29 protein-coding genes are annotated in these 26930 nt (G+C 71.4%); 22 read left to right on the top strand and 7 right to left on the bottom strand.

The features are described 5' to 3' along the window. Positions 1 to 12: 12 nt before the first annotated feature. Positions 13 to 1200 (bottom strand): pyridoxal phosphate-dependent aminotransferase, encoded by a 1188-nt coding sequence (locus OIE47_RS08995; RefSeq protein ID WP_326561043.1) that lies wholly within the window; start codon positions 1198 to 1200, stop codon positions 13 to 15. 71 nt (positions 1201 to 1271) lie between these two features. Next, positions 1272 to 2000: an MmpS family transport accessory protein gene (locus tag OIE47_RS08990; protein WP_326561042.1), complete on the bottom strand. Its 729-nt coding sequence runs from the start codon at positions 1998 to 2000 to the stop codon at positions 1272 to 1274. 474 nt (positions 2001 to 2474) lie between these two features. On the opposite strand from OIE47_RS08990, the gene glmS reads away from it, so the two are divergent. After that, positions 2475 to 4388: a glutamine--fructose-6-phosphate transaminase (isomerizing) gene (gene glmS / locus OIE47_RS08985; protein WP_326561041.1), complete on the top strand. Its 1914-nt coding sequence runs from the start codon at positions 2475 to 2477 to the stop codon at positions 4386 to 4388. Positions 4389 to 4567: 179 nt separating this feature from the next. Here glmS and OIE47_RS08980 read toward each other — a convergent pair whose 3' ends face one another. Continuing rightward, on the bottom strand, positions 4568 to 6190 hold the full coding sequence (locus tag OIE47_RS08980; RefSeq protein WP_326561040.1) for an alpha/beta hydrolase: 1623 nt from the start codon (positions 6188 to 6190) through the stop codon (positions 4568 to 4570). Beyond that, positions 6187 to 6495, bottom strand: coding sequence for a type VII secretion target (locus OIE47_RS08975; protein WP_326561039.1), 309 nt, complete (start codon positions 6493 to 6495; stop codon positions 6187 to 6189). The genes OIE47_RS08980 and OIE47_RS08975 overlap by 4 nt, the downstream gene beginning before the upstream one ends. Before the next feature lie 169 nt (positions 6496 to 6664). Here OIE47_RS08975 and OIE47_RS08970 point away from each other — a divergent pair, with 169 nt between their 5' ends. From OIE47_RS08970 to OIE47_RS08890, 17 genes are all read left to right on the top strand, one after another. After that, positions 6665 to 7033, top strand: coding sequence for a holo-ACP synthase (locus tag OIE47_RS08970; RefSeq protein WP_326561038.1), 369 nt, complete (start codon positions 6665 to 6667; stop codon positions 7031 to 7033). A gap of 139 nt (positions 7034 to 7172) precedes the next feature. Continuing rightward, a complete protein-coding gene (locus OIE47_RS08965) occupies positions 7173 to 8633 on the top strand; it encodes an NAD(P)H-hydrate dehydratase (RefSeq protein WP_326561037.1) in 1461 nt (486 codons plus the stop codon). Between the two features lie 77 nt (positions 8634 to 8710). Continuing rightward, on the top strand, positions 8711 to 9868 hold the full coding sequence (alr, locus tag OIE47_RS08960; RefSeq protein ID WP_326561036.1) for an alanine racemase: 1158 nt from the start codon (positions 8711 to 8713) through the stop codon (positions 9866 to 9868). Beyond that, positions 9865 to 10980: an alpha/beta fold hydrolase gene (locus tag OIE47_RS08955; protein WP_326561035.1), complete on the top strand. Its 1116-nt coding sequence runs from the start codon at positions 9865 to 9867 to the stop codon at positions 10978 to 10980. Before alr ends, OIE47_RS08955 begins: the two co-directional genes overlap by 4 nt. Next, positions 10977 to 11573 (top strand): tRNA (adenosine(37)-N6)-threonylcarbamoyltransferase complex ATPase subunit type 1 TsaE, encoded by a 597-nt coding sequence (gene tsaE, locus OIE47_RS08950; RefSeq protein ID WP_326561034.1) that lies wholly within the window; start codon positions 10977 to 10979, stop codon positions 11571 to 11573. The genes OIE47_RS08955 and tsaE overlap by 4 nt, the downstream gene beginning before the upstream one ends. Before the next feature lie 100 nt (positions 11574 to 11673). Beyond that, positions 11674 to 12360, top strand: a complete 687-nt coding sequence (gene ung, locus OIE47_RS08945; RefSeq protein ID WP_326561033.1) for a uracil-DNA glycosylase — start codon at positions 11674 to 11676, stop codon at positions 12358 to 12360. A 119-nt stretch (positions 12361 to 12479) separates the two neighbouring features. Beyond that, complete coding sequence (gene tsaB, locus OIE47_RS08940; protein WP_326561032.1) at positions 12480 to 13157, top strand: tRNA (adenosine(37)-N6)-threonylcarbamoyltransferase complex dimerization subunit type 1 TsaB; 678 nt, start codon at positions 12480 to 12482, stop codon at positions 13155 to 13157. After that, on the top strand, positions 13154 to 13591 hold the full coding sequence (gene rimI, locus OIE47_RS08935; RefSeq protein ID WP_326561031.1) for a ribosomal protein S18-alanine N-acetyltransferase: 438 nt from the start codon (positions 13154 to 13156) through the stop codon (positions 13589 to 13591). The genes tsaB and rimI overlap by 4 nt, the downstream gene beginning before the upstream one ends. Further along, positions 13584 to 14630 carry a tRNA (adenosine(37)-N6)-threonylcarbamoyltransferase complex transferase subunit TsaD gene (gene tsaD, locus OIE47_RS08930; protein WP_326561030.1) on the top strand — a complete coding sequence of 349 codons (1047 nt, stop codon included), beginning with the start codon at positions 13584 to 13586 and terminating at the stop codon, positions 14628 to 14630. The genes rimI and tsaD overlap by 8 nt, the downstream gene beginning before the upstream one ends. A 31-nt stretch (positions 14631 to 14661) precedes the next feature. Continuing rightward, the gene (locus OIE47_RS08925; protein ID WP_326563035.1) at positions 14662 to 14916 is read left to right on the top strand and encodes a hypothetical protein; all 255 of its coding nucleotides are present in this window, start codon (positions 14662 to 14664) and stop codon (positions 14914 to 14916) included. Between the two features lie 385 nt (positions 14917 to 15301). Further along, entirely contained in the window at positions 15302 to 16306 is a 1005-nt protein-coding gene (locus tag OIE47_RS08920; protein WP_326561029.1) for a TerC family protein, read from the top strand. A gap of 227 nt (positions 16307 to 16533) precedes the next feature. Further along, positions 16534 to 17733: a cytochrome P450 family protein gene (locus tag OIE47_RS08915; protein ID WP_326561028.1), complete on the top strand. Its 1200-nt coding sequence runs from the start codon at positions 16534 to 16536 to the stop codon at positions 17731 to 17733. 186 nt (positions 17734 to 17919) lie between these two features. Beyond that, positions 17920 to 18465, top strand: coding sequence for a SigE family RNA polymerase sigma factor (locus OIE47_RS08910; RefSeq protein WP_326561027.1), 546 nt, complete (start codon positions 17920 to 17922; stop codon positions 18463 to 18465). After that, positions 18452 to 19870, top strand: a complete 1419-nt coding sequence (locus tag OIE47_RS08905) for a hypothetical protein (RefSeq protein WP_326561026.1) — start codon at positions 18452 to 18454, stop codon at positions 19868 to 19870. The genes OIE47_RS08910 and OIE47_RS08905 overlap by 14 nt, the downstream gene beginning before the upstream one ends. Positions 19871 to 19966: 96 nt before the next feature. Then, entirely contained in the window at positions 19967 to 20641 is a 675-nt protein-coding gene (locus OIE47_RS08900; RefSeq protein ID WP_326561025.1) for an ArsR/SmtB family transcription factor, read from the top strand. Then, on the top strand, positions 20641 to 21924 hold the full coding sequence (locus OIE47_RS08895) for an MFS transporter (protein ID WP_326561024.1): 1284 nt from the start codon (positions 20641 to 20643) through the stop codon (positions 21922 to 21924). Before OIE47_RS08900 ends, OIE47_RS08895 begins: the two co-directional genes overlap by 1 nt. A 264-nt stretch (positions 21925 to 22188) precedes the next feature. Further along, the gene (locus OIE47_RS08890) at positions 22189 to 23460 is read left to right on the top strand and encodes an ISL3 family transposase (protein WP_326562955.1); all 1272 of its coding nucleotides are present in this window, start codon (positions 22189 to 22191) and stop codon (positions 23458 to 23460) included. Positions 23461 to 23511: 51 nt separating this feature from the next. Here OIE47_RS08890 and OIE47_RS08885 read toward each other — a convergent pair whose 3' ends face one another. Further along, the gene (locus OIE47_RS08885) at positions 23512 to 23802 is read right to left on the bottom strand and encodes a flavin reductase (protein ID WP_326563353.1); all 291 of its coding nucleotides are present in this window, start codon (positions 23800 to 23802) and stop codon (positions 23512 to 23514) included. Here OIE47_RS08885 and OIE47_RS08880 point away from each other — a divergent pair. From OIE47_RS08880 to OIE47_RS08865, 4 genes are all read left to right on the top strand, one after another. After that, entirely contained in the window at positions 23765 to 24016 is a 252-nt protein-coding gene (locus OIE47_RS08880; RefSeq protein WP_326561023.1) for a Scr1 family TA system antitoxin-like transcriptional regulator, read from the top strand. The genes OIE47_RS08885 and OIE47_RS08880 overlap by 38 nt on opposite strands. Next, positions 24013 to 24204, top strand: a complete 192-nt coding sequence (locus tag OIE47_RS08875) for a DUF397 domain-containing protein (RefSeq protein WP_326561022.1) — start codon at positions 24013 to 24015, stop codon at positions 24202 to 24204. Before OIE47_RS08880 ends, OIE47_RS08875 begins: the two co-directional genes overlap by 4 nt. 112 nt (positions 24205 to 24316) lie before the next feature. Then, positions 24317 to 24892 carry a helix-turn-helix domain-containing protein gene (locus OIE47_RS08870; protein WP_326561021.1) on the top strand — a complete coding sequence of 192 codons (576 nt, stop codon included), beginning with the start codon at positions 24317 to 24319 and terminating at the stop codon, positions 24890 to 24892. Then, positions 24889 to 25431, top strand: a complete 543-nt coding sequence (locus tag OIE47_RS08865) for a GNAT family N-acetyltransferase (protein WP_326561020.1) — start codon at positions 24889 to 24891, stop codon at positions 25429 to 25431. Before OIE47_RS08870 ends, OIE47_RS08865 begins: the two co-directional genes overlap by 4 nt. Here the strand turns inward: OIE47_RS08865 and OIE47_RS08860 are convergent. Next, a complete protein-coding gene (locus tag OIE47_RS08860; RefSeq protein WP_326561019.1) occupies positions 25421 to 25708 on the bottom strand; it encodes a DUF1707 SHOCT-like domain-containing protein in 288 nt (95 codons plus the stop codon). The genes OIE47_RS08865 and OIE47_RS08860 overlap by 11 nt on opposite strands. Before the next feature lie 23 nt (positions 25709 to 25731). Then, the gene (locus OIE47_RS08855; protein WP_326561018.1) at positions 25732 to 26916 is read right to left on the bottom strand and encodes an ROK family transcriptional regulator; all 1185 of its coding nucleotides are present in this window, start codon (positions 26914 to 26916) and stop codon (positions 25732 to 25734) included. Positions 26917 to 26930 lie beyond the last annotated feature (14 nt).

The raw sequence follows: 26930 nt of genomic DNA, 5'->3' as shown, positions 1-26930 counted from the left end.
CCGGGCCGACGCTCAGCGCAGCGTACGGAGCCGCTCGACCGCCTCGGCCAGCACCTCGGGACGCTTGCAGAAGGCGAACCTGACCAGTCGACGCCCGGCCTCCACGTTGTCGTAGAAAACCTGGCTCGGAATGGCCACCACACCGCACCGCTCGGGCAACGTACGGCAGAACTCCACTCCGTCCCGCCCGCCGAGCGAGGTGATGTCGGCGGTGACGAAGTAGGTCCCCTCCGCCGACAGCACGTCGAATCCGGCGTCGGTGAGACCGGCGGTGAGCTGGTCCCGCCGGACCTGGTGGGTGGTACGGAAGTTGTCGTAGTAGTCGTCGCCCAGGGCGAGGGCCACCGCGACCGCCGGTTGCAGCGGGGCGCCGTTGACGAAGGTGAGGAACTGCTTGACCCGTAGCACCGCGGAGACCAGCGGTGCCGGGCCGCTCGCCCAGCCCACCTTCCAACCGGTGCAGGAGAACGTCTTCCCGGCCGAGGAGACCCGCAACGTCCGTTCCGCCATGCCGGGCAGGCTGGCCAGTGGGATGTGCGGGGTGGAGGCGTCGGTGTAGACGAGGTGCTCGTACACCTCGTCGGTGACCGCGTAGGCGCCGTACTCCTGGCAGAGTTCGGCGACCAGGGCCAGTTCGTCGGCGGTGAAGACCTTGCCGGTCGGGTTGTGCGGGGAGTTGAGCAGGACCAGGCGGGTCCGGGGCCCGAACGCGGCGCGCAGTTCGGCCGGGTCGAAGTTGTACCGCCCGTCGGCCGCCGGGCGCAGCGTGACCGGCCGCCGTACCGCACCGGCGAGCGCGATCGAGGCCGCGTACGAGTCGTAGTAGGGCTCGAAGCAGACCACCTCGTCACCGGTCTCGCAGAGCCCGAGGATGGCGGCCGCGATCGCCTCGGTGGCGCCGGCGGTGATCACCACCTCCCCATCCGGGTCGTACGACAGGTCCCAGAACCGGCGCTGGTGTTCGGCTACCGCCGCTCGCAGGGACGGGATGCCGGGCATCGGCGGGTACTGGTTCTGCCCGCCGCGCAGCGCCTCGGCGGCGGCGGCGAGCATCTCGGCCGGGCCGTCGGTGTCCGGGAAACCCTGCCCGAGGTTGACCGCACCGGTGCGCGCCGCCAGCGCCGACATCTCGGTGAAGATGGTCGTGCCGAACGGTCGCATCCGGTGCACCAGCGGGTCGCGGGCGGTGGTTGTGGTCACCGCGCCAGCCTAGGCGCGGCGGGTCGGTCCAGTCGATGGCGAGGTTCGGCCGCTGACGTTGTCGGTCGGGTTCAGTTCATGGTGAGGCCGGCGCAGGTGGCGGTCGCGTACGGCCCGGTGGCCGAGTTCGTGATCACCTCTTCGCCGTCCACCAGGATCTTGCAGGTGATCTCTCCCTGGCCGGTCCCGGTCCGGATTGCCAGCACGGTCACCACGCCCGGATCGGGCATGGCGAACTCCACCCGCCAGGGCAGGTTCGTGGCGCCGATCTGCCGGGGCATGTTCGGATACTCGAGGTAGCTGACCTCGGCCGGACCGTCCCCGATCACCTGGTAGACCACCTGGCGGCCGGGTTGGGTGGTCGGCTCGGGGGACGACTCCGGCACCGCCGGCCCGCCCGCCTGTCCGCTCGGCGGCGGTGTGGAAGCCGCCTGTGGTTCGGCCGAGCCGCGCCAGCTCACCAGCCCGGCGACGGCCACGCCGGCACCGCCGCAGAGCAGCACCGCCAGTACGACCACCACCGCCACCAGACCGGCGTTGGCCCGACCGCGTACGGGCGCGGGTGTGCCGGCCCAGGCAGGTGGCGGATACCCGGACACCGAGGGGTCGGCCGGGTAACCGGGCAGCGGCCCGTGGACCGGCGGGTAGCCGGGCGGCGGTGGATAACCGGCGGGCGGTGCGTAACCGTACGCGGGCGGATAACCGGCCCCGCCGGGATCAGCACCGGGGTAACCGGGCACGGTCGGGTCGGTTGCCGGGTAACCGGACGGCGTGCGGTCGACATGCGGGTAACCGGACACCGGGGGATCGACGGTCGGGTAAGCGGACGCAGGGGGATCGACGGTCGGGTAAGCGGACACCGGGGGATCGGCATCGGCGGAGCCGGACGTGGGGGCCCAGGGTCCGGGGGGTGGCGGTGGGGCCCAGGGCGACGGGGTGGGTTCGGCAGCGGGGGTGGGCTCGCGGGGCGGCTGCGGTGGTGCCGGATCGGTCATCGGCTGCGCTCCAGGGGCGTCGGGTGGCGCCGGGGGGCGGTGCGGGGCGGCCGTGGGCGCCAACACCAACGGTCCCGCACGGGGCATCGACGGGCAAGCCGGTTGACGACAGACTGTTGTGCTTTCTTGGCGTTGGGTGAGGGGTGGGCCGGCGGGTCGGTGGTGAATTGGCAACTCCGTCCCGTTGCTTCCCGAAATTCACCTATCACTCATGACGGATGCTTGATAAGCGGCCTTTCGAGCACCCGCGCTGAGCGAAGTTCGACTAGGCTCGGGGCTATGTGTGGAATCGTGGGCTACGCCGGCGCCCGGCCGGCGCTGAGCATCGTGTTGGACGGGCTGCGACGCCTGGAGTACCGAGGCTACGACTCGGCGGGAGTGGCGATCGTCTGCGATGACGAGCTGCTGACCGAGAAGAAGGCCGGCAAGCTGGCCAACCTGGAGAAGACCCTGGCCGAGCGGGTCAGCGCGGATCCGGACGGCTGCCCCACCCCGAAGCTCGGCATCGGCGACGGCACCACCGGCATCGGGCACACCCGTTGGGCGACCCACGGCGGGCCGACCGACCGCAACGCCCACCCGCACCAGTCCCGGGACGGCCGGGTCGCCGTCATCCACAACGGCATCATCGAGAACTTCGCCAAGCTCCGCGCCGAACTCGAAGCCGACGGGGTGGAGTTCGAGAGCGACACCGACACCGAGTGTGCCGCCCACCTGCTCGCCGCCGCCCTCGCGGACCTGCGCGCGGCCGGCGAGCCGGACGGCCCGCAGTTGCTCGCGGCGGCCATGCGCAGCGTCAGCCAGCGCCTGGAGGGTGCGTTCACGCTGCTCGCGGTCGACGCCGCGGTGCCCGGCGCGGTGGTCGGGGCCCGCCGCAACTCGCCGCTGGTGGTCGGCCGGGGCGAGGGGGAGAACTACCTGGCCAGCGACGTCTCCGCGTTCATCGAACACACCCGCGAGGCGGTCGAGCTGGGCCAGGACCAGGTCGTGCTGATCACGGCCGAGGGCATCGAGATCACCAACTTCGACGGTACGCCGGCCGTCGGCAAGGACTTCCACATCGACTGGGACGCCTCCGCCGCCGAGAAGGGCGGCTACGACTACTTCATGCTCAAGGAGATCGCCGAGCAGCCCCAGGCGGTCGCCGACACCCTGCTCGGCCGGCTGACCGAGAACGGCGAGATCATGCTGGACGAGGTCCGGCTGACCGACCAGGACCTGCGCGACGTCGACAAGATCTTCATCGTGGCGTGCGGTACGGCGTACCACTCCGGGCTGGTGGCGAAGTACGCGATCGAGCACTGGACCCGGATCCCCTGCGAGGTCGAGCTGGCCAGCGAGTTCCGCTACCGCGACCCGGTGCTCGACCGGTCGACGCTGGTGGTCGCGATCTCGCAGTCGGGCGAGACGATGGACACCCTGATGGCGCTCCGGCACGCCAAGGAGCAGAAGGCCCGGGTGCTGGCGATCTGCAACACCAACGGGTCCACCATCCCGCGCGAGTCCGACGCGGTCCTCTACACCCACAGCGGGCCGGAGATCGCGGTCGCCTCGACCAAGGCGTTCCTGACCCAGTTGGTGGCCTGCTACCTGATCGGCCTGCACCTGGCCCAGGTGCGCGGGGTGAAGTACGCCGACGAGGTCGGTGCCGTGGTGGCCCAGCTCCAGGAGATGCCGGGCAAACTGCGGGACCTGCTCGCCGACATCGAGCCCGTACGCGAGCTGGCCCGGGACCTGAAGTCGGCGCCGACCGTACTGTTCATCGGCCGGCACGTCGGATACCCGGTGGCCCTGGAGGGCGCGCTGAAGCTCAAGGAGCTGGCGTACATGCACGCCGAGGGGTTCGCCGCCGGTGAGCTCAAGCACGGCCCGATCGCCCTGATCGACCAGGGCACCCCGGTCGTCTGCGTGGTGCCGTCCCCGGCCGGCCGGGGCATGCTCCACGACAAGATCGTGTCGAACATCCAGGAGGTACGGGCCCGTGGCGCCCGGACCATCGTGATCGCCGAGGAGGGCGACACGGCGGTCCTGCCGTACGCCGACCACCTGATCACGGTGCCGCGTACGCCGACCCTGCTGGCACCGCTGGTCACCACTGTTCCGTTGCAGGTGCTCGCCTGCGAGATCGCCGCCGCCCGTGGGCACGACGTCGACCAGCCGCGCAACCTGGCCAAGTCGGTCACCGTCGAGTGAGCCGAACCGGACCGGCCCGGTGGTCATCCGCGCGGCGAGCGTTCCTGGTCGCGCGGAAACCGGGCCGGTTACCGGGCTGGTGTCGCTCGCCGTGGTGCTGACCCGGTTGCCGTGGCATCCGGGCGCTCGTCGACGGCCCCGGACGGGCGCGGCGGGTCAGGGCTTGTGAGCATGGCGGTTCAGGCACGCGCCCTGCCGTCGACGGCGATCCGGGCCACCGCGTCCAGGGTCGGGTTGCCGGCGTCCCAGTAGCCCGTGTGGCCGCTCGGTCGCCCCTCGAACACCTGGGCGCCGAAGGCAGACCCGCTCGGGTCCGCGCCGAACCACAGGTCGTCGGCGGGCTGCCCGAACGCCAGCAGTCCGAGACCCGGCAGCGCCGCACCGACCACCACCCGCCCGACCAACTCGGCCGGCCTCGGCGCGTACTGGATCACGTCGTTGTCGGCGGTGCTCGACCAGACCCGTCCGGGCGGCAGGCCGAGGTCGGCGGCCCGGTCGACGCCGACCCCCGGTGAGCCGAGGAAGACCACCTGGTCGGCGGCGAGCCCGTGGTCGCGGGCGGTCGTGCCGACCACCAGCGATCCGTAACTGTGACCGACGACGGTCTGCCGGGCCGGCTGGTCCTCGTGCGTGGCCCGCAGCCCCTCCTGGAAGCTGTGCAGCGCGGGCCCGGCGTCGTGGGCCTGCCCGGCGCGCAACGCCTCGTCGACGAAGTCCGGGGCGTCGTAGTCGAGCCAGAGCACCACCGCGGTCCGTTCGGTCGGGTCCAGGGCGGCGCCGCGCCCCGCCATCAACTCGGCCCGACCCAGTTCGCCGCCGACGCCGGGCAGGTCGGAGGTCATGCCCGGCACGTAGGTCACGACGTTCTCCGCCCGATCCGGGTCGCCGATCGAGACGATCGCCCGCCCGTCGCCGGCCGGATCCAGGCCGAGCAGGTACGCCCGGGTGCCGCCGTCGTTGGCCAGCCGGTCGCCGATCACGTCCAGGCCGGCGAGGGTGCGGTCGATCCGGGCCAGCCGGGCCGGCACCACCGGGTCGGGCGGCCCGGCCGCCAGGGCATCCCGTTCGGCCAGCAGGGCGGCCCGCTGCCGGTCGAGCAGCAGCCGGTTGGCCTGGTCCCGGTCCCGTACCGGCACACCGTCCAGCCCACCGATCGTGGCCGACTCGTGTGTGACCAGCCAGCGCCGTTGCACCGGGCTGAGGTCGGCCCACCAGCGGCGTACCACCACAGGGTCGGTGCCGGGCGGGGGTGGCCCGGTCGGCGGTGGGTCGGCCCAGCCGCTGCCCGCACAGGCGGCCAGGTCGGCGAGCTGCCGGGCGGCGTCCCGGTCTGCGATCGAGGCCAGTTCCAGCGCCGCCCGGATCCCGTCGGCGACGTCCGCCACGGCCGCCGTCGTACGGGCGTCCGGCTGGTTTCCCGTGCCGAGCGGGTCCGGTCGCAGCGCCTCCGGGTCGGGCGAGACCGCTCCGCGCCGGTCCACCAGTACGCCCCTGGCGGCGGCCATCCTGACGGCGGCGTCGAGCATCGCCCTGGCCCGGGTGAGCTGGGCCGCGTAGGTGGTGAGGATCTGCTCGACCTCGATGAACACCGGTCTGCCGGCGGTCAGCTCGGCGGTGAGCCCGTGCAGTCGCCGGTCGGCGGCCCGCCCGGCCGGGCCGGACCAGTCGGTGCGCAGCGTGGCGGCGGTGCCGGTCAGTTCGGCGGTGCGCCGGTCGGTCGGGCCGACCATGCCCCGCCAGGCGGAACCGGCCGTGCGCCAGGCCGCCGGGTCGGCCGACCAGAGTTGGGCGTACCCGATCATCGTGGGCCGCCGGTGAGCCGGATCGCGGCCCGGTCGTCGGCGGTGTCGTAACCGTCGGAGGCGGTGCGCAGTCCGTCGGCGGTTGCCGCCGCCCGGCCCCCGAGGTCGGTGAGCCATTCGTGCACCGCCGACTCGAGCGCGGCCAGCGCGGTGGTTGCGGCCCAGCCGGGAGCCGCCGGCATCGTCCGACCGGACGGGCCGGTGACCCCGGCCAGCCCGTGGCCGAGCCGGTACGCGGTGGCGGTGAGCTGGTCCGCCGCCCCGCGCAGCGTCCCGGTCCGTACCCGGATCGAATCGTCCTGCATGGCGCCTCCAACCGACGTCGATGCCTTCGACGCTAGGACCCCGTGCCGGCTGGTCGGAAGCCCTGTGGATAACCGGGGCGGTGCACGGCCCCCCGGTTGTCCACAGGGGTTGTACGGCAACAGGCTGGGAGCTAATCTGCGCGCCCGTCGAGCCGGTTAGGGTGGGGGCGTGATCGTCGCAGTCGGGATCGACGTGGTGCTCGTCGACCGGTTCACCCGTGCCCTGGCGCGCACTCCGCTGCTGGCCGACCGGTTGTTCACCGAGTCCGAGCGGTTCACCGGCTCCGGCAACCCCCGTTCGCCCGAGTCCCTCGCCGCCCGGTTCGCGGCGAAGGAGGCGGTGGCGAAGGCCCTCGGTGCCCCCGCCGGCCTGCGCTGGCACGACTGCGAGGTGGTCGCCGATCCGGACGGCCGGCCCTGGTTGACCGTCTCCGGTACGGTCGCCGCCGTCGCCGCCGAGCGCGGCGTCAACCGGTGGCACCTCTCGTTGTCGCACGACGGCGGCATCGCGTCCGCCATGGTGGTAGCGGAGCAGTGAGCCGCCGGAGTCCCGCGCCGCAGGATCGCAGCGAGGGCGGCACCGGCGGTGGTGGGCTGATGGACGGGACCCGAGGGGGCGCGGCGATGGACGGACGAGTGCGGGTGGCGCGGCCGGAGCCGGTTGTGCGGGTGGCGGTGTGAAGCCGGCCTGGCGGGTGGCGGATGTCCGGGCGGCGGAGGCGGCGCTGATGGCGACCCTGCCGCCGGGGACGCTGATGCAGCGCGCCGCCGCCGGCCTGGCCCGCCGCTGCGCGCTGCTGCTGGAAGAGCGCGGCGGGGTCTACGGCGCGTCCGTACTGCTGCTGGTGGGCTCCGGTGACAACGGTGGGGACGCGCTGTACGCCGGTGCCCGGCTGGCCGAGCGCGGCGCGGCGGTGCAGGCTCTGCTGCTCGATCCGGAGCGGGCGCACCGGGGCGGGCTGGAAGCGTTGCGGGTGGCCGGTGGACGTACCGTCGACGGGTTGCCGACCTGGGCGGACCTGGTGTTGGACGGGATCGTCGGGATCGGGTCCACGGGCGGCCTGCGGGAGCCGGCCGCCCGGTTGGTCGGCCGGCTGGCCGGGTTGCGCGGGCGGGGCGGGCAGCGGGCGGTCCTGGTCGCGGTGGACGTACCGAGCGGGGTCGACGTCGACACCGGGCACGTCCCGCCGACGTTCGACGGCACCAGCGCGGTGAGCGCCGACGTGACGGTTGCCTTCGGGGTGCTGAAGCCGGCGCTGGTGGTCGGTCCGGCGGCGGCCCGCGCGGGTCAGGTGGACCTGGTCGACATCGGGGTGCGGCCGTGGCTGCGGGCCACCCCGGCGCTGCACGTGACCGAGTGGGCCGACGTGCTCGACTGGTGGCCGTGGTCCGGCCCCGAGTCGGAGAAGTACAGCCGGGGTGTGGTCGGGGTGGCGACCGGTTCGGCCATCTATCCGGGCGCGGCGGTGCTCTCCGTCGGCGGTGCGCTGGCCGGGCCGACCGGTCTGGTCCGCTACGCCGGCAGCGCCCGCGAGGAGGTGCTCCGCCAGCATCCGTCGGTGATCGCCACCGAGCGGGTGACCGACGCGGGCCGGGTGCAGGCCTGGGTCTGCGGCTCCGGGTTGGGCACCGACGAGGCCGCCGCCACCGAGTTGCGGTGCGTACTGGCCGCGCCGGTGCCGGCGATCCTGGACGCGGACGCGCTGACCATGCTGGTCGACGGGTCGATGGCGGACCGGTTGCGGCAGCGGGACGCGCCGATCGTGATCACTCCGCACGACCGGGAGTTCGCCCGGCTCTGCGGGGAGGCGCCGGGCGAGGACCGGGTCGGTGCCGCGTTGCGGCTGTCCGCCTGGATGGACGCGGTGGTGCTGCTCAAGGGCGACCGTACGGTGATCGCCACCCCGGACGGCCGGGCGGTGGTCAACCCGACCGGTACGTCGGCGCTGGCCACCGGTGGCACCGGCGATGTGCTGGCGGGACTGCTCGGGTCGCTGCTCGCCGCAGGTCTGCCGGCGGACCGGGCGGCGATCGTGGCCGCGTACCTGCACGGGTTGGCCGGGCGGGAGGCGGCCCGGCGTGGCCCGGTGACCGCCCCCGACGTGGTCGCCGCGCTGCGGGACGTGGTGCCGCGCTGACCCGTCCGTGTGGGCTCCGGTGGAGGTCGGGGCGGTTGTCCGGTCCCGATCCTGATCTCGGTTAGTAGTCTGGCCTCATGTGGCAGGCTGAGTTGCGCGTTGATCTCGACGCGATCCGGGAAAACGTGGCCCGGCTGCGAGCCGGAACGACCGCCGAGCTGATGGCGGTGGTGAAGGGCGACGGGTACGGCCACGGCATGCTGCCGGCGGCGTACGCGTCCCTCGACGCCGGTGCCGACTGGCTCGGTGTCTGCACCCTGGACGAGGCGCTGACCCTGCGTCGGGCCGGGATCACCGCGCCCGTCCTGGCCTGGCTGCTCGCGCCGGGGCTGCCGCTGCACGAGGGGGTGGCGGCCGACGTCGACCTGAGTGCGGCCAGCCTGGACCAGCTCGGGGAGATGATCAACGCCGGTCAGCTCGCCGGTCGGCCGACCCGGGTCCACCTCAAGATCGACACGGGGCTCTCCCGGGGCGGCGCGGTCATCGACGACTGGCCGGCCCTGGTCGAGGCGGCGGCCAAGTCCCAGGCCGACGGACTGATCGAGGTCGTCGGGGTGTGGAGCCACTTCGTCTACGCCGACGCCCCCGGCCACCCGACCATCGACCGGCAGCTCGCCGTCTTCCACGAGGCGCTCGCCCTGGCCGAACGGGTCGGGATCCGGCCGCGCTACCGGCACCTGGCGAACTCCGCCGCCACCCTGACCCGCCCGGACACCCACTTCGACCTGGTCCGCCCCGGCGTCTCCGTCTACGGCCTGTCACCGGTGGCCGGCGAGACGTACGGTCTGCGCCCGGCGATGACCGCCCGTGCCCGGGTGATGCTGACCAAACGGGTGCCGGCCGGCAGCGGAGTGTCGTACGGGCACACGTACTTCACCGAGCGGGAGACGACGCTGGCCGTGGTCCCGCTCGGTTACGCCGACGGGGTGCCCCGGCACGCCTCCAACACCGGCCCGGTGCAGCTCGGCGGGCGCGTACGCCGGATCGCCGGCCGGGTCTGCATGGACCAGTTCGTGCTGGACTGCGGGGACGACCCGGTGGCCGCCGGGGACGTGGCGACCCTGTTCGGCGACGGTACGGACGGCGGCCCGACCGCCGACGACTGGGCCGAGGCGGCCGGCACGATCAACTACGAGATCGTCACCCGGTTCGGTGGCGTCCGGGTGCCCCGGATCTACGACGGGGCGCCCGTGCCGACCGGGCCGGTGACCGTCACGCCGGAGGTGTCCCGGTGAGCCGAACGGGTACCCGGAGCAGGCTCGGTCGGGGCGTACCGCGCTCCGGGCTGGCACGGGCGGCCGGGATCCTGGGTGCGGCGGTCGGTGTGGCCGCGGCCGGTGTGGCCGCCGGGCTGGCCGCCGAGCGGGCGGTGGTCCGGCGGGCGAAGTCCGTACCGGACGACCCGTACGCGGAGGAGGATTTCGGCGAGTTGCCGTACGACAGCGCGTGCACCGTCGAGACGGCCGACGGCACCGACATCCACGTCGAGGTGGTCGAGGTCAGCGACCCGACCGCCCCGTCCCGCCCCACCGTGGTCTTCGTGCACGGCTTCTGCCTCGACATGGGCACCTTCCACTTCCAGCGCAAGGCGGTCGCCGCGCACGGCCAGCACCGGATGCTCTTCTACGACCAGCCCGGCCACGGCCGCTCCGGCAAGCTGGAGTCCGGCGAGTACGAGCTGCCCGCGCTCGGTGAGACGCTCCGGTCGGTTATCGACCACCTGGTGCCGGAGGGCCCGCTCGTGCTGGTCGGGCACTCGATGGGCGGTATGACCATCATGGCGTTCGCCGAGCGGTATCCGGAGATGTTCGACAGCCGGGTGGTCGGCACGGTCCTGATGGCCACCTCGGGCGGGCTGCTGGAGGAGACCAAGATCGGTCTGCCGGCGATCATCGGGCGGATCGGCACCCCGCTGCTGCCGCTGGTCAACAACGCCACCAAGCTCACCGGGGGCATGATCGACCGGGCCCGGAAGGCGTCGGCCAACATGGCCTGGCTGCTCACCCGCAGGTACGGCTTCGGCTCCTCGAACCCGAGCCCCGCCCTGGTCTCGTACGTGGAGCGGATGAACGCCGGCACCACCGCCGAGACGGTCGCCCGGTATCTGCGTACCCTCTACACCCACGCCCGCTACCCGGCGCTGTCGGCGTTGAAGAACACCCCCGTCCTGGTCATCGTCGGTGACCAGGACATGATCACTCCGGTGACCCACTCGGAGGAGATCCTGCGCCGCCTGCCCGAGGCCGAGTACGTCAAGGTCCCCGACGGCGGCCACGTGGTGATGCTCGAACACGCCGACCAGGTGAACGCGGCCCTGCTCGGCTTCCTTGACAGACTGGCCCGATGAACGCGGCTGATGCGATGAACGCGGCTGATCCGGTGAGTGCGGCTGTTCCGAACGGTCCGGCGGGCGCGGCTGATCCCAACGGCCCGGCGGGTGACCCGACCAATCCGGTGGTCGAGCTGTCCACTGTGGAGGACACGCAGGCCTTCGGGCGCCGGCTGGCCGCGCTGCTGCGCGCCGGTGACCTGCTGGTGCTGACCGGCCCGCTGGGCGCCGGCAAGACCGCGCTGACCCAGGGGATCGGGGCCGGTCTCGGCGTACTCGGCGACGTCACCTCGCCCACGTTCGTGATCGCCCGGGTGCACCGGCCGGACCCGGACAGTGTGGGCCGGAGGCGGGCGAACCGGCCGGCGCTGGTGCACGCGGACGCGTACCGGCTCGGTGCGGCGGTGGACCCGCGGGCCGAGATCGACGACCTGGACCTGGACGCGTCGGTGGACGACGCGGTCACCGTGGTCGAGTGGGGCGAGGGCCTGGTCGAGCAACTCGTCGACGCCCACCTGCGGGTACGGATCGACCGGCGCGACGACGACTCCCGCCGGATCGAGCTGGTACCGGTCGGCGGCGACTGGGCCGAACGCCTCACCACCCTCTAGCGCGATCCCGTGTCGTACCGGGCTCCTAGAGTCGCGGGCGAGTGTTCAGCCATGCCGATCAGCCGTGCCGAACGGTGTTTCAGCCCCCGAAAGGTGACCGATGACCCTCGACCTGCCTGCCCTGCTGCCCACGGAGTGGCGCACGGTGCTGGAGCCGCACCTCGATCCGGCCCGCACCGCCGAGCTGGCCGAATTCGTCGCCGCCGAGTACGCCACCCAGACGGTCTTCCCGCCGGTCGAGGACCTGTTTTCGGCGTACCGGCTGTGTGGGCCGCAGGACTGCCGGGTGCTGATCCTGGGCCAGGATCCGTACCACAAGGCGGGTCAGGCACACGGGCTGAGCTTCAGCGTGCGTGACGGGGTGGCGGTGCCGCCGTCGCTGCGCAACGTCTTCAAGGAACTGGCCGAGGACCTGAACGTCCCGGCTCCGCGCGGCGGCAACCTCTCCGGCTGGGCCGCCCAGGGGGTCCTGCTGCTCAACGCGGTGCTCACCGTCCGGCAGGCCACCCCGGGTTCGCACGCCAACAAGGGCTGGGAGGCGTTCACCGACGCCACCATCGCGGCCCTGAACGCCCGCTCGGAACGGGTGGTCTTTCTGCTCTGGGGCGGCTACGCGCGCAAGAAGCGGGAGCTGATCACCAATCCGCAGCACGTGGTGCTGGAGGCGGGTCACCCCAGCCCGATGAACCCGCGCGGTTTCCTCGGCAGCCGGCCGTTCAGCGCCGCCAACAAGGCTCTCGCGGACGCCGGGCAGCCCACCATCGAGTGGGAGCGGACCGCCGGCTGAACACCTCGGCGCGGTGCGGGTGGCCGCCGGCCGGGTCGCCCGCCGGCCGGCGGATGCGTCGAGGTCCCACCCGGCCGGGTCGTGACGGGCGGTAATCGCCTTCCGGCTAGGGTTCTGGGGTGCTCGTACTCGTGGTGGATTCATCGACCCCGGCGGTGACCGCGGCGCTCGCGGAGGTGACGGCCGACCGGGTCGTGCTGCGCGCCGAACGCCGCACGGTGGACGCGCGTGCGCATGGTGAGCTGCTCGCCCCGGCGATCGAAGCGGTGCTGGCCGAGGCCGGCGCCCGTCCGGCCGACCTGACCGCACTCGTCGCCGGCCTCGGGCCGGGGCCGTTCACCGGTCTGCGGGTCGGTCTGGTCACCGCGGCCACCATGGGGCAGGTGCTGTCGATCCCGACCTACGGGGTCGGTTCCCTGGACGCCCTCGGCCGCGATGCCGGTACCGGCCGGCGGGTGCTGGTCGCCAGCGACGCGCGGCGCCGGGAGATCTACTGGGCGGCGTTCGACGAGGCCGGGGAGCGGGTGGCCGGACCGGCCGTCGACGCCCCCGCCGTGGTCGCGGGGCGGGTGCCCGAACTGGGGGTCACGGTCGCGGTCGGCGAGGGCGCCCAGCGGTACGCCGACATCCTCGGCCTGCCGGTGCCGCCCGAACCGACCTACCCGTCCGCGTACGCCCTGGCGGAACTGGCCGCCGAGCGGGTCCGCGCCGGTGCCCCCGGGGAACGCCTGGTCCCGCTCTACCTGCGCCGGCCGGACGCGGTCGCGGCGACCGGCCACAAGTCGGTGCTGCCGTGAGACTGGCCCGGTTCCGCTGGTGGCACATCGAGGACGTGCTGGCGATCGAGGCCGACCTCTTCGGTGAGGAGCAGTGGTCGCCGGGGATGTTCTGGAACGAGCTGGCCAGCGGCCACTACTACGCGGTGGCGCTGGACGACACCGGGTCGCTGGTCGGGTACGCCGGGTTGGCGGTGACGCCGGACGAGGCGTGGGTGCAGAACATCGCGGTCCGGCGGGACGCCCAGCGGGGCGGGATCGGCCGGACTCTGCTGGAGGCGCTGCTGGCCGAGGCGGCCCGGCGCGGCGTACGCAAGACGATGCTGGAGGTCGCGGTGGACAACCCCGGCGCCCAGAAGCTCTATGCGGCGTACGACTTCGAGCCGGTGGGGATCCGCCGGGGCTACTACCAACCGAGCAACACCGACGCGCTGGTGATGATGCGAGATGGCTGACGAGCCGCTGATCCTGGGGATCGAAACCTCCTGCGACGAGACCGGGGTCGGGATCGTACGCGGGCACACCCTGCTCGCGGACGCGCTGGCGTCCAGTGTCGAGGAGCACGCCCGGTTCGGTGGGGTGGTGCCGGAGGTGGCCAGCCGGGCGCACCTCGAGGCGATGGTGCCGACGATGCAGCGGGCGTTGGACGACGCGGGGGTGACCCTGGCCGACATCGACGCCATCGCGGTCACCGCCGGTCCGGGCCTGGCCGGTGCCCTGCTGGTCGGGGTCGCTGCGGCCAAGGGCTACGCGGTCGCCGCCGAGAAACCGGTGTACGGGGTGAACCACCTCGCCGCCCACGTCGCGGTCGACACCCTGGAGCACGGCCCGCTGCCGGAGCCGGCGATCGCCCTGCTGGTCTCCGGTGGGCACTCGTCGTTGCTGGTGGTGGACAACCTGGCGACCGGGGTGACGCCGCTCGGCGCCACCATCGACGACGCCGCCGGTGAGGCGTTCGACAAGGTCGCCCGGTTGCTCGGCCTGCCGTTTCCGGGTGGTCCGCCGATCGACCGGGAGGCGCGGGCCGGCGACGCCGCCGCGATCGGGTTCCCGCGCGGGCTGACCGCACCGAAGGATCTCGCCGCACACCGGTTCGACTTCTCCTTCTCCGGGCTGAAGACGGCGGTGGCCCGCTGGGTCGAGGCGAAGCAGCGGGCCGGCGAGCCGGTTCCGGTCGCCGACGTGGCCGCCTCGTTCCAGGAGGCGGTGTGTGACGTACTGACCGCCAAGGCGATCGACGCCTGCCGCAGCCGGGGCATCGAGACACTGGTGATCGGTGGTGGGGTGGCGGCGAACTCGCGACTGCGGGTGCTGGCCGAGCAACGCGCCGCCAGGTACGGCATCACCGTCCGGGTCCCCCGACCCAAACTCTGTACGGACAACGGCGCGATGGTGGCGGCACTCGGTTCGCACCTGGTCGCCGCCGGGGTCGCGCCGAGCCGACTGGACCTGCCCGCCGATTCGGCAATGCCGCTGACCGTGGTGAGCGTGTAGTGCGAGGGAAGAGGGAACGGAGATGGCGGACGTGATCGTGCGGATGTGGGAGGCACGCGCGGAGCCGGCCGGATTCGCCGACCTGATCGTGTGGGTCACCGAGACCGCGCTGCCGGAGTTCGACCACCACCCGCTGCACATGTCCAGTGAGGTCTTCTCCTCCACGGACAACCGGCTGGTGGTCATCTCGAAGTGGCGGGGGAGCCCCCTCGACCTTCCCGAGCCGCCCGCTCGGCTGATGGCCCGCCCGCCGCATGTGTGGGATTTCGCTCAGGTCGACCGCTGACCCACACCCCCACCCCAACCCGCTCCCCGTACGCGTTTTGCCTGGTCAGGTACGCTGTAAGCGGCTGCCATCGCGCGTACTGGGTGGCCCGGACGGCGAGCCTGCACGGGCGCTCGACGGGTGGAATCTTGACGCGAGGGGCGGCTGATGGGCAACAATAGATGCAAGGAGGGGAGTATTCCCCGACGGTGGTGTCGTCAGCACGGTGGACATCCGGCCCAGCCGGGGAGAAACCCGGCGCCATCGGTCACCCCAAGGGGCTAAGCTCCCGCGGCTCGGTGGCGGAAAAGACCTCCGACAGTCACCAGATGCCACATCGCCATCCAGTCTGGCCCGCTCAGGGTCCAGGTCGGTCGGCGATGTCCCGTGCCTGCCGGAGGTTTTGATGGACGTTTCCGCCCTCACCTGGATCATCACGCTGGTCGTGTTGGTCGGTGTACTCCTGCTCGACCTGCTGATCATCGGTCGGCGACCGCACGAGCCGAGCATCAAGGAGTCGAGCCTCTGGGTCGGCTTCTATGTCGTACTCGCTCTGCTGTTCGGGCTGGGGGTGTGGGCCACCTCCGGCGGCAGGTTCGCCGGTGAGTTCTACATCGGCTGGCTGACCGAGTACAGCCTCTCGATCGACAACCTCTTCGTGTTCGTCGTGATCATGGGACGGTTCGCCGTACCGCGGCAGTACCAGCAGACCGTACTGCTGATCGGGATCATCCTCGCGCTGGTGATGCGCGGCGGTTTCATCGCCGCCGGTTCCGCGCTGGTGTCGGAGTTCTCCTGGGTCTTCTACATCTTCGGCGCCTTCCTCGTGTACACCGCGATCAGCTTCCTCCGGCAGGGCGAGATGGACGCGGCGGACGTGAAGGAGAACGCGCTGGTCCGCTGGAGCCAGCGGCACCTGCCCCTGTCGAACTCCTTCAACGGCACCAAGCTCACCGTGATGAGCGAGACCGGCAAGCGCCTGTTCACCCCGATGCTGCTGGTCCTGATCGCGATCGGCACCACCGACCTGATCTTCGCCCTGGACTCCATTCCGGCGATCTTCGGCGTGACCAAGGAGCCGTACCTGGTCTTCACCGCGAACGTGTTCGCCCTGATGGGGTTGCGCCAGCTCTACTTCCTGCTCGGCGGGCTGCTCGACCGGCTGGTCTACCTCAACGTCGGCCTCGCGGTGGTGCTCGGCTTCATCGGGGTCAAGCTGGTGCTGGAGGCACTGGCCGACAACAGCCTGCCGTTCATCAACGGTGGCGACCACGTCGGATGGGCGCCGCACATCCCGATCTGGCTCTCGCTCACCGTCATCCTCGGCTCGCTGATCATCGCCACCATCGCCAGCCTGCTCAAGGCGTCCAAGGACCGAAAGCGGGAGCTGGCCGACGTCGGCACGCCGTGACGGCGCGGCCGGGGCTGACCGCCCCGGTCGAATAGCAACGGAACTGTCGGGCCCGTCCGGGTGTCACCACCGGGACGGGCCCGACGGCCGTCTATGGGTCGCCGGCCGCCTCGGCCGGTGGACCCTGCGGGACTCGGACGGGTCGGCGGTGTCTCGACAAGGCGGACGGCTCCGGCGAGGATGAATTTCCGGTCGCGGAACCGCGATCGGGAAACGGGGAGCGAAAGATGACAACAAGCGCCGCGATCAATCCGTTCGAGTCCGCCAAGGCCGATCTGCACGAGGTGCTGGCCACGCTGCGCCGGGACAGCCCGGTGGTCGAGCTGGCCCTGCCCACCGGTGCCACCGCCTGGCTGGTGACCAGATACGCCGACGCCCAGCGGGCGCTCAGCGACCCCAAGCTCGGCAAGACCACCTCGGCTGGCGGCTTCTCCTACCGCGAGATGGTGCCGCCGGACGTGGCGCGGGCGGTGAGCCGGCACATGCTCGCCATCAACCCGCCCGACCACACCCGGATCCGGCGGCTGGTTTCCGGGGCCTTCACCGCTCGGCGGATGGCCGCCCTGCGGCCCCGGATCGAGGAACTGGCCGAGGGGCTGCTGGACCGGATGACCGGCACGGAACAGTTGGACCTGATCGACCACTTCGCCTTCCCGTTGCCGATCCAGGTGCTCTGCGAGCTGCTCGGCGTACCGGCGGAGGACCAGGAGGACTTCCGCCGGTGGAGTGACGCCATCGTCACCGGGCCGATGAATCCGGCCGGGTTGCCGCCCGCACTGGTGGCGATCGTCGCGTACATCCGGGAGCTGCTGGTGGCGAAGCGCCGGCACCCGGCCGACGACCTGCTCTCCGCGCTGATCGCGGTCCGGGACGACAACAACGACCGGCTCGACGACGACGAGCTGATCTCGATGGTCTACCTCTTCCTGATCGCCGGGCACGAGACCACGGTCAACCTGATCGGCAACGGAAGTGTGCTGCTCCTGTCCGACCCGGACCGGTGGGCCCGGATCGTGGCCGAGCCGGAGCTGATCCCGAACGCCGTCGAGGAACTGCTGCGGTACGAGGGCCCGGTGCAGAGCGCCACCTTCCGTACCGCCCTCGAGCCGACCGAGATCGGTGGGGTGGCCATTCCGGAGGGCGCGTTCGTGCTGGTCTCGCTCCTGTCCGCGAACCGGGACAGCGACCGGTTCCCCGAGCCGGACCAGCTCGACCTGGACCGCCCCGCGATCCCGAACCTGGCCTTCGGGCACGGCATCCACTACTGCCTCGGTGCGCCCCTGGCCCGGCTGGAGGGGCAGATCGCCTTCCACGCCCTGTCCCGCCGGTTCCCCGGGATGCGGCTGGCGGTGCCGGTCGAGGAGATCGGCTGGCGGCCCGGTCTGCTGCTGCGCGGCCTCTCGGCCCTTCCGGTCACCCTCGGCTGAGCGATTCCCGGGGCGTCGACAAGGCCCCCTCCTGACCAGCTCCGACCTGGGGTTATCGTCTTCGGGCCGGCTGCTGGGTCAGGAGGCTGGAACGTCCGGTGTGACCTGGGTCGCAGTTGGCGATGCGTACAACCAACGAGGTGCCCGGTCGCCTTGACCCACCGGAGTCCACAGGAGGGATCACGCGTGCAGGCGGAGCTGGAGCAGGAGTACGTCGAATTCGTCACCGCCCGGCTCGCCCGGATGCAGCGGATCGCGTACCTGCTCTGTGGTGACGCCCACCGGGCCGACGACCTCGTCCAGCAGACTTTCACCACCCTCTACGTGCAGTGGCGGCGGGTCCGCGCGGTGGAGTACCCGGACGCGTACGTGCGGACCATGCTGGTGCGGGCGTTCCTGAGCGAGAAACGGTTGGCCTGGTCCTCGCGTGTCGACCTGACCGATTCGGTGCCGGAGCGGATCACGCCGGAGGGGCCGGGGATCGAGGACCGGGCGGTGCTCCGGGACGCGCTGAGTCGGGTGCCGAAACGTCAGCGGGCGGTGCTCGTACTCCGGTTCCTGTGCGATCTGCCGGTGGACGAGGTGGCGGAGTTGCTCGGCTGCTCGCCCGGCACGGTGAAGAGCCAGACCTCGCACGGACTGGCGGCACTGCGGCGACTGCTCGGCGCGGAGACGCTCGCGGCCTGGGACCCGCGCGGTGTGAAAGGAGGTCGAGTAGTTGCGCCAGTCTGACGACGAGTCGGCCCGGTCGCTGCTGGGCATGCTGGCCGACGACACTCCGCCACCCTCCCGGGTCGACATCGGCGCCCTGGTGCGCAACGGCCGGCGGCGGGCCCGGCGCCGACGGCTGGTCGCGGTGACGGCAACCGCGCTGGTGACGATCGGGGCGGTTGCCGTCGTACCGGTGGCGGTCGACGTGGTCAACCAGCCCGAGCAGCAGCGTCCGGTGGCGACGGGCGGGGCGGCCCAGCCGGAGGACGTTCCGCTGGAGCCGGCGGCCTGCACGGCACACCAGTTGCCGCTGCCGGACATGACGATCCGCAGCGAGGTGTTCGGCGGTGACCCGTCCGGCCGTTTCCTGGTCGGCACGGCCTCGGACAAGCGTGGGCAGTCCGTCGTGGTCCGGTGGGACCGGGGTCAGCTCACGACGCTCAAGGTGCCGGTCGAGCAGCCGACCCAACTGGTGGTCAACTCCCGGGGCGATGTCGCCGGTGACGGCTACGTCGGTCCGGCGGAGAAGGGCAGATCCATTGCCTGGGTTTACCGGAACGACGCTTTCGTGAACCTGCCCACGGGCGGCGGGCAGGTTTTTGCCGTGGCGGGGATCAACGAGCGCGGCGACATCCTCGGCACGGTCCAGGGGGGCAAGCTGGTCGCGCCCGAGGCGCCGGCTTCCGGCTCGTTCGTGGAGCCGAGCGCTCCGGCGGGTGCCGCTCCCGGTGGCGTGACGGATTCGAACCCTGTCCCGGGCGACCCCCTGGCGATCAAGCGGGGGCAGGTGCTGGCCAGCAACTACGACCTGCGGCAGGTGGTCTGGCCGGGGGAGAACCCGGACGCGGTACGCGTACTGGCCGCGCCGCCGAACGTTGATCTCGTGACCGTCGCGGGGATCGACGACGACGGCACGGTGGTCGGCAGGAGCGTGACGAAGGCCCTGGCACGGGTCGGCGGCAACGCCAAGGACCCGATACTCAGAGGGGCTCGTGGTCTGGTCTGGGCGCCGGACGGGTCGGTCCGCGAACTTGCCGCGCCGCCCGGGTACGGGCCGGATGTCTCGATCCAGTCGATCCGGAACGGTTGGGTGATCGGTTCCTACCTGAACCCGGCCGAGGGGGCGATGGTGGCGGGACGGTGGAATTTGCGTACCGGTGAGGTGCGGCCGTTGTCGCTGAAGTTCGTGACCTCGGTGAACCGGTACGGCTGGGTCGGCGGCTACGTCGTCGACGGTGCAGGCAAGCTCGCACCGGCGCTCGCCACCGATGGCCGCCTGTTGGTGCTGCCGCTCGCGAAGGGCTTCGACCGGAACACGAACGACCCGATCACCGTCGTGATCAGCGACAACGGCCAGCAGATCGGCAGCGTCCTGCACGACGTCGGCAGGGATACGCGGGTGGCGTTCCGCTGGAGTTGTGTCTGACCCCGAGCCGCCCTCGGTCTGAGCCCTGCCTCGGTCTGAGTCCGGGAGTTGACGGCGCCCTTGCAAAGGAGTCTTTGCAAGGCTAGCTTTGCAAACATGTCTGAGGATCGGATCCGCCTCGACCCGCGCTCGCTCCGCGGCATCGCCCATCCACTGCGGGTACGGATGCTCGGAGCGTTGCGCGAGCACGGTCCGGCCACCGCGACCGGGCTCGCCGAGCGTCTCGGCCAGTCGACCGGCGCCACCAGCTACCACCTGCGCCAACTCGCCACGTACGGCTTCGTGGTCGAGGACCCGGAGCGCGGGGTGGGGCGGGAACGGTGGTGGCGGGCGGCGCACCGGACGACCACGCTCGACTCCGAGACCATCACCCGCGCCCCCGCCGACGCGGAAACGTATGTGCGTGCGGTCGCGGCGGCCTACGCCGACCAGGTCGAACGGTGGCTGGGTGAGGCAGTGGCGATCCCACCGGAATGGATCGGGGTGAGCACGCTCAGCGACTGGCGGCTCCGGCTGACCCCGGAGGAAGCGGCCGAACTGCACGCCGAGGTCTTCGCGCTGGCCGAGCGCTACCGCCGCAACCACCCGGACGTCCCGGCGCCGGACGATGCCGAGTCGGTGATCCTCCAGGTACAGATCCTGCCGTTCACCCGCCGACCCGACGACGGCGACTCGACCGACGTTGACCGCGACCCGACCGGGTCCGGCGGCTCGACCGGGTCCGGAGGCTCGACCGACGATGGCGGTGGTTCGACCGGGGGCGGTGCCTGATGGGTCGGCGGACGCCGCTCGCCGGGCTGCTGACCGCCGAGGCGATCTCACTGGTCGGCAGCCGGATGAGCATGGTCGCGCTGCCCTGGTTCACCCTGGTCTCCACCGGCAGCGCGGCGAAGACGGGCGTGGTGGCGTTCGCCGAGATGCTGCCGTACGTGCTGGCCTGTGCGTTGGGTGGGCCGCTGATCGACCGGCTCGGCGCCCGCCGTACGAGCATCGTGGCAGACCTGGGCAGCGCGGCGGCGGTGGTTGCCGTACCGCTGCTGTACCGGGCCGACCTGCTCGGCTTTGGTGTGTTGACCGCGCTGGTCGCGGTCGCCGGTTTGCTGCGCGGGTTCGGTGACTCGTCCAAGCAGGTCATCTTCCCGGAGACGGTGGCCGCCGCAGGGGTGGAGCTGACCCGCGCCACCAGCCTCCACGACGGACTCGGTCGGCTCGCGACCCTGCTCGGCGCCCCGCTCGCCGGGCTGCTCATCGCTGCCCTGGACGCGCCGACGGTGCTGCTGATCGACGCCGCGACCTTCGGCGCCGGTGCGCTGATCATCGCGTTCGCCGTACCCCGTGCCGGGTCGACGGTGGGGTCCGAGCAGGAGCGCGACGGGGAGGGGGAGTCGTACCTTGCCGCCCTGCGAACCGGGCTGCGGTTCATCCGGCAGAACGCGTTGCTGCGCGGAATGCTGCTCATGGTTTTCGTGACCAATCTGGCCGACGCGGCGTACGGCACCGTGCTCGCCCCGGTCTGGGCGCGCGACGTGATCGGTTCCCCGATCGCCCTCGGCTTCGTCTCCGCCGCGTTCGCGGTCGGCGCGGTGCTCGGCAACGTGGTCTTCACCGTGGTCGCGCCGAGGATCCCCCGGTTCTGGGTGTTCGCGATCGGGTTCCTGATCGCGGGTGCACCGCGCTTCGTCGCGTTTGCCGTGACCGACCGGCTCTGGGTCGTCTACGTCGTCTCGTTCGTGGCCGGAGTGTCGATCGCCGCGGTGAACCCGATCTTCGGCGCCCTCTCCTACGAACGGATTCCGGAACGGCTCCGGGCCCGGGTGCTCGGGCTGACCCGCGCAGTCTCGTTCGCCGGCATCCCCCTCGGAGGACTTCTCGGCGGTGCGGCGGTGACCGGGCTGTCGCTGCCGGCAGCCTGCCTGCTCTTCGGGCTCGCGTACCTGGTGGTGACGTTGCTTCCGTTCTTCAGCCCGGTCTGGCGGACCATGGACGACCGCCCCGCACCGGAGCGCCCGCTGGTTCCGGTCCAGCCCACCGGCCAGGTCCCATCCGGCGCCTGACCCCGCCCGCGCCTGCCTGTCCGTGCCCGCGCCTGCCTGTCCGTAATCGTGGCCTGCGCCCGTCCTGCCCTGGGGTCTGCGCCTGCGCCGCGAATCGCGGCAGTAATGCAAAAAAGGACGTACATCAAAGATGGTGTGCGTACATCATCTTTGGCTCTTGTGACGCTTCCGTGGGTGGTTGGGCGCGTCGTTGTGGGGCACGCCGTTGTCCTGCCTAGGTTCTGGCTTGTCGAAGGTCAGAACTTTCAGTGGCGGGAGAACGGCGTGCGTAATGCCAGGTTATGGGCTCGATTGCTCGGCGTCGAGAAGACGGTGGTCGAGGGTGTCGAGTTCGATGAGGATGCGGGTGTGGTGGTGGCGTCGGTGCGGCCGGGGCGTGGTCAGCGGCGTCGGTGTGGGGTCTGCGGGCGGCGGTGTCCTGGTTATGACCGGGGTGAGGGGCGTCGTCGGTGGCGGGCGTTGGATTGGGGAACGGTCCGGATGTTCGTCGAGGCTGACGCGCCTCGGGTCCGTTGTGTCACTCATGGGGTGGTGGTGGCCGCGGTGCCGTGGGCGCGGCATGGTGCCGGACATACCCGTGGTTTCGATCAGACGGTGGCGTGGCTTGCCACGGTGTGTGCGAAGAGTGCGGTGACGGAGTTGATGCGGGTCGCGTGGCGGACGGTTGGTGCCGTGGTGGCCAGGGTCTGGGCGGATGTTGAGGCCGGGAACGATTTGCTGGCGGGGTTGCGTCGGGTGGGGATCGATGAGATTTCCTACCGGAAGGGCCGTAAGTATCTGCTCGTGGTGGTGGATCATGACTCGGGTCGGCTGGTTTGGGTGGCCAACGGGGCGAACCAGACCACCCTGGGCCGGTTCTTCGACCTTCTCGGCGAACGGCGGTGCGCGGAGATCAGTCACGTGTCCTGCGACGGGGCTCGTTGGATGAGTGACGTCATCACCGCTTACTGCCCGCAGGCGGTGCGTTGTGCTGATCCCTACCATGTGGTGGCGTGGGCGACCGAGGCCCTTGACGTCCAGCGGCGTCAGTCGTGGAACGCGGCCCGTGGGGCGGCGCGGGGTATCAGCCACAACCGGAGATCACGCGGGACGGCGAAGCTGCTGAACAACGCCCGGTGGGCGTTGTGGAAGAACCCCGAGAACCTCAGCGAACGTCAACGCGAGCAACTGGCCTGGATCGCCAGGACCGACCCCGTGTTGCACCGGGCCTGGGCCCTGAAAGAGGGCCTACGGACCGTGTTCGCGATCGCCAGACGCAGCCCGGCCGAAGCCGTCGAGGCCCTGGACAGGTGGATCAGCTGGGCCCGCCGATGCCGAATCCCGGGCTTCGTGAAACTCCAGCAACGGATCGTCCGTCACCGTCACGCGATCATCGCCTCGATCGAACACCGCCTGTCCAACGCCATCGTGGAGTCCACCAACACCAAGATCCGACTCATCATCCGCAGGGCCTACGGATTCCACTCCGCCGACGCCGTCATCGCCCTGGCCATGCTCACCCTCGGCGGCCACCGACCCAATCTCCCCGCCAGATAACCCACGGACCAGTCACAAGAGCCTCATCTTTGATGTAAGAAAAAAACCGCGTTAGTTAGTTGCGGCGAGCAAGTCAGATTGACGCAGGCGACGACGGGGAGGCGGGCCGGAGATCCAGTTGAGGAACCGGGCGTCGAGTTGCGTCGGATCGAGTTCACGAAGTTCCTCTGCGGCACGATCGCGGAAGTGGCCCATGAGGGTACGAAGTTTGTCCGGCTCGCGCTGATACAGAATTCGCAGTCGACGCCGGAATGTCGGGCACGGCCATTCCTCCCGACAGTCCGCGCACTGCCATGCGTCGTCGTTGCGGTGTGCGGCGATCAGGTCGTCGTCTTCGTCCACTCGGCCCTGTCCGTTCCTCTCGCGGCCGTCAGATCAAACAGCGTCTTCGTCCTGGACGAGAGTCACCTACCTGGAAAACGTGGCTCGTGGTCAGGTCGTGGACGACCCGGATCTCACCCGTCTCATCAAGCGTAAGTGGGATAGCCTGCTCGGAGCGGCTCTCTCCGAGCAAGCCTCGTTGGAACTCATCACGAAGCTGAAGGTGACCCAATGACCAATACTCCACATTGGCGGAAGTCGACCCGATCCGGCGATGGTGCCGGTAACTGTGTCGAGGTCGCGGACAACCTCCCCGGTCGGGTCTTCGTCCGGGACACCAAGGACCGCGACGGTGGCACCCTGACCTTCGCTCCCGACGCATGGCGGGCGTTCGTCACCGAGCTGACAACCCGCCGGTCGTAACCGATCCCGGCAAAACAACGGACAGCGCCCGTCCCGGCTTCCGGGAGCGGGCGCTGTTGCTGTCCCGGAAGAAGACTGGCCTCCGTCTCGTTGTCGGGATATCTTCCCAGATATGGGAGAGGTGGATCAGCTAGGCGCTGCCGATGCGCGGCTCGCGGCCCGGCTGGCCGAACTGCGCGGCGAGCACGGATGGTCGCTGGACGAGCTGGCCAAACGGTCCGGGGTGAGCCGGTCGACGTTGTCCCGGATCGAGCGCGGTGAGATCAGCCCGACCGCGTCGCTGCTGGGCAAGCTCTGCACGGTCTACCGGCGTACGCTGTCGCGGCTGCTCAGCGAGGTGGAGTCGGAACCGACGCGGCTGGTGCGTGCGGCCGAGCAACCGGTCTGGGTCGACGCGACCACCGGCTTCCGGCGCCGGTCGGTGTCACCGCCGCATGCGGGACTGCGGGCCGAGGTGATCGAGGGGACACTGCCGGCCGGCGCCACCATCGACTACGACGATCCGCCGGTACCCGGCCTGGAACAGCACCTCTGGCTGCTGGAGGGCCGGTTGCGGCTCACCGTGCAGGGCGAGACGCACGACCTCGAATCCGGGGACAGCCTGCGGTTCCGGCTCTGGGGCACGTCCCGGTTCGACTGCCCCGGTCCGACGCCTGCGCGCTACGTACTCGCCCTGGTGTTGCCGTGACCGGGGCGACGCCGGTGGAGCGGGTCGACGCGGACGGGCTGGACGACGGCAGCCTCGACCAGCTCGGTGAGGTCCTGCACGCCTGCGTCGAGGCGGGCGCGAGCGTCGGGTTCGTCCCGCCGTTCAGCCCCGCCGACGCGCGCCGCTACTGGGAGGACGTACGCGGCTCGTTGGTGCCGGGGGAGCGGGTGCTGCTGGTGGCCAGACAGGACCGGCGGATCGTCGCGACGGCGCAGGTCATGCTCGCGATGCCGGCGAACGGCCGCCATCGCGCCGAGGTCGGGAAGGTGCTGGTCCATCCGGGCGCGCGCCGCTCCGGGCTCGGGCGGGCGCTGATGGCCGAGGTCGAAGAGGTGGCCCGGGAGTACGGTCGCAGCCTGCTGGTGCTCGACACGGTGACCGACTCCGCCGGTGAACTGCTCTACCGGGCGATCGGCTACGAGCCCGCCGGTGCCATCCCCGGATACGCGCTCTCGACACGGGGCGTGCTGGAGGCCACCAGGGTGATGTTCAAGGTGCTGCCGCCGGTCAGCGGGTGACCGCCATGAAGACGCCGAGCAGGATCAGGGTTGCGACGGCGACCGCGAAGATGACCAGCAGGTCCCGCCGGGTGTGGTCACCGGCGCCCGCCGATGACGGGGCCGTGGGCAGGTCACGGGTGATCTCGGCCAGGTCGTCCAGCGTACGGGCGGAGTAGACGACCCGTAGGCGTTCGGTGAACTCGTCCAGGGTCAACCGGCCCTCGGTGGTGTGCCGTTGCAGGTCGTCGACCACCCGTTGCCGGTCGTCGTCGGAAGCCCGCATCTGCACGTCCACGAAGGACAGCGTACGCACCGAAGTCAGGCGGTGGCGTCCAGCGGATCGGCCAGCAACTGTTCGAAGGCCAGCTCGGCCGCACCGATCAGCACCGCCTCGTCACTGAGCTGCGGGGTCCGCAGCCGCACGTGGTCGCGGGGGACCGGCAGCGCCATCGCGTTGAGGCGGCTGCGTACCTGGGTGGCGGCGGCGAGGTAGATGTCCCGCAGTGGCCCGCCGAAGATCACCACGTCCGGGTTGAAGATGTTGATCAGGTTCGCCACACCGAAACCGAGCCAGTCGCCGACCTGCCGTACCGCGGTCTTCGCGCTCGCGTCCCCGTACGCCGCGGCCTCCACCACCGAGCGGGCGGCGTCGTGCCCCATCGCGTCGCCCCGGCCGGCGGCCTGGAGCAGGGCGTACTCGCCGATCTCGGTCTCCCAGCAGCCGCGTGAGCCGCAGCCGCACGGCTGGCCGCCCGGATGGACCACCATGTGGCCCACCTCACCGCCGAACCCGCCGTGCCCGGTCAACCGCCGGCCGCCGACGATGATGCCGGCGTCGACGCCGACGTCCTGGTGCAGGTAGATCACGTTGTCCAGACCGGCCGCCGCGCCCCGGGTGTGTTCGGCCAGGGCGCTGACGTCGGCCGCCCGGTTCACCAGGATCGGCCGGTTCGAGTCCAGGTCGGCGGTGAGCACCGGGCCCAGCGACCCGTCGACCCAGTCGGTCGGCGGGTGTACGTGCACCGCGCCGTCCCGGCTCCGCATCATGCCGCAGACCGCGACGCCGCCACCGACGTAGACGGAGCCCTTCGGCACCGCCTGGAGCATCTCCTTGAGGAAACCGGCCAGCACCGGCACCGCCTCCTCGGCCGGCACATCGGGCGGTCGGGGCGCCTCCCGGCGGTCGAGGACCACACCCCCGAGCCCGACCCGGGCAACCCGCAGCCGGTCCACCTCGATGCTGAACGCGTACGCGTAGACCCGGGCGGACTCGGGCCGGACGACCAGTGACGGTCGTCCGGCCCGGCCGGTTTCCCGTGGTGCTCGTTCGCTGACCAGGCCGGCGGCGGTCAGCTCGGCGGTCAGCGCGCCGATCGTGCTGCGGTTGAGCCCCAGCGCGGTGGTGAGTTCCGCCCGCGACGTCGCGCCGTGCACGTGCACGTAGCGGAGCAGCGCGCCCAGGTTCTGGCGGCGGACTTCCTCCTGGCTAGGCCCGGCGCGCATCGGTCGTTCACATC

Origin of the sequence: Micromonospora sp. NBC_01796 (genome assembly GCF_035917455.1) — a bacterium.
Lineage (GTDB): Bacteria > Actinomycetota > Actinomycetes > Mycobacteriales > Micromonosporaceae > Micromonospora_G.
Note: the sequence above shows the minus strand (reverse complement) of the source record. Positions and strands in the feature narration are given on the sequence as shown.

Coding starts and splice junctions, on each gene's coding strand:
- OIE47_RS08895 (WP_326561024.1), top strand. CDS start 20,641: ATGGGTCGGCGGACGCCGCTCGCCGGGCTGCTGACCGCCGAGGCGATC.
- tsaD (WP_326561030.1), top strand. CDS start 13,584: ATGGCTGACGAGCCGCTGATCCTGGGGATCGAAACCTCCTGCGACGAG.
- alr (WP_326561036.1), top strand. CDS start 8,711: ATGTGGCAGGCTGAGTTGCGCGTTGATCTCGACGCGATCCGGGAAAAC.
- tsaE (WP_326561034.1), top strand. CDS start 10,977: ATGAACGCGGCTGATGCGATGAACGCGGCTGATCCGGTGAGTGCGGCT.
- OIE47_RS08915 (WP_326561028.1), top strand. CDS start 16,534: ATGACAACAAGCGCCGCGATCAATCCGTTCGAGTCCGCCAAGGCCGAT.
- OIE47_RS08900 (WP_326561025.1), top strand. CDS start 19,967: ATGTCTGAGGATCGGATCCGCCTCGACCCGCGCTCGCTCCGCGGCATC.
- OIE47_RS08875 (WP_326561022.1), top strand. CDS start 24,013: ATGACCAATACTCCACATTGGCGGAAGTCGACCCGATCCGGCGATGGT.
- glmS (WP_326561041.1), top strand. CDS start 2,475: ATGTGTGGAATCGTGGGCTACGCCGGCGCCCGGCCGGCGCTGAGCATC.
- OIE47_RS08975 (WP_326561039.1), bottom strand. CDS start 6,495: ATGCAGGACGATTCGATCCGGGTACGGACCGGGACGCTGCGCGGGGCG.
- OIE47_RS08870 (WP_326561021.1), top strand. CDS start 24,317: ATGGGAGAGGTGGATCAGCTAGGCGCTGCCGATGCGCGGCTCGCGGCC.
- OIE47_RS08920 (WP_326561029.1), top strand. CDS start 15,302: ATGGACGTTTCCGCCCTCACCTGGATCATCACGCTGGTCGTGTTGGTC.
- OIE47_RS08980 (WP_326561040.1), bottom strand. CDS start 6,190: ATGATCGGGTACGCCCAACTCTGGTCGGCCGACCCGGCGGCCTGGCGC.
- ung (WP_326561033.1), top strand. CDS start 11,674: ATGACCCTCGACCTGCCTGCCCTGCTGCCCACGGAGTGGCGCACGGTG.
- OIE47_RS08855 (WP_326561018.1), bottom strand. CDS start 26,916: ATGCGCGCCGGGCCTAGCCAGGAGGAAGTCCGCCGCCAGAACCTGGGC.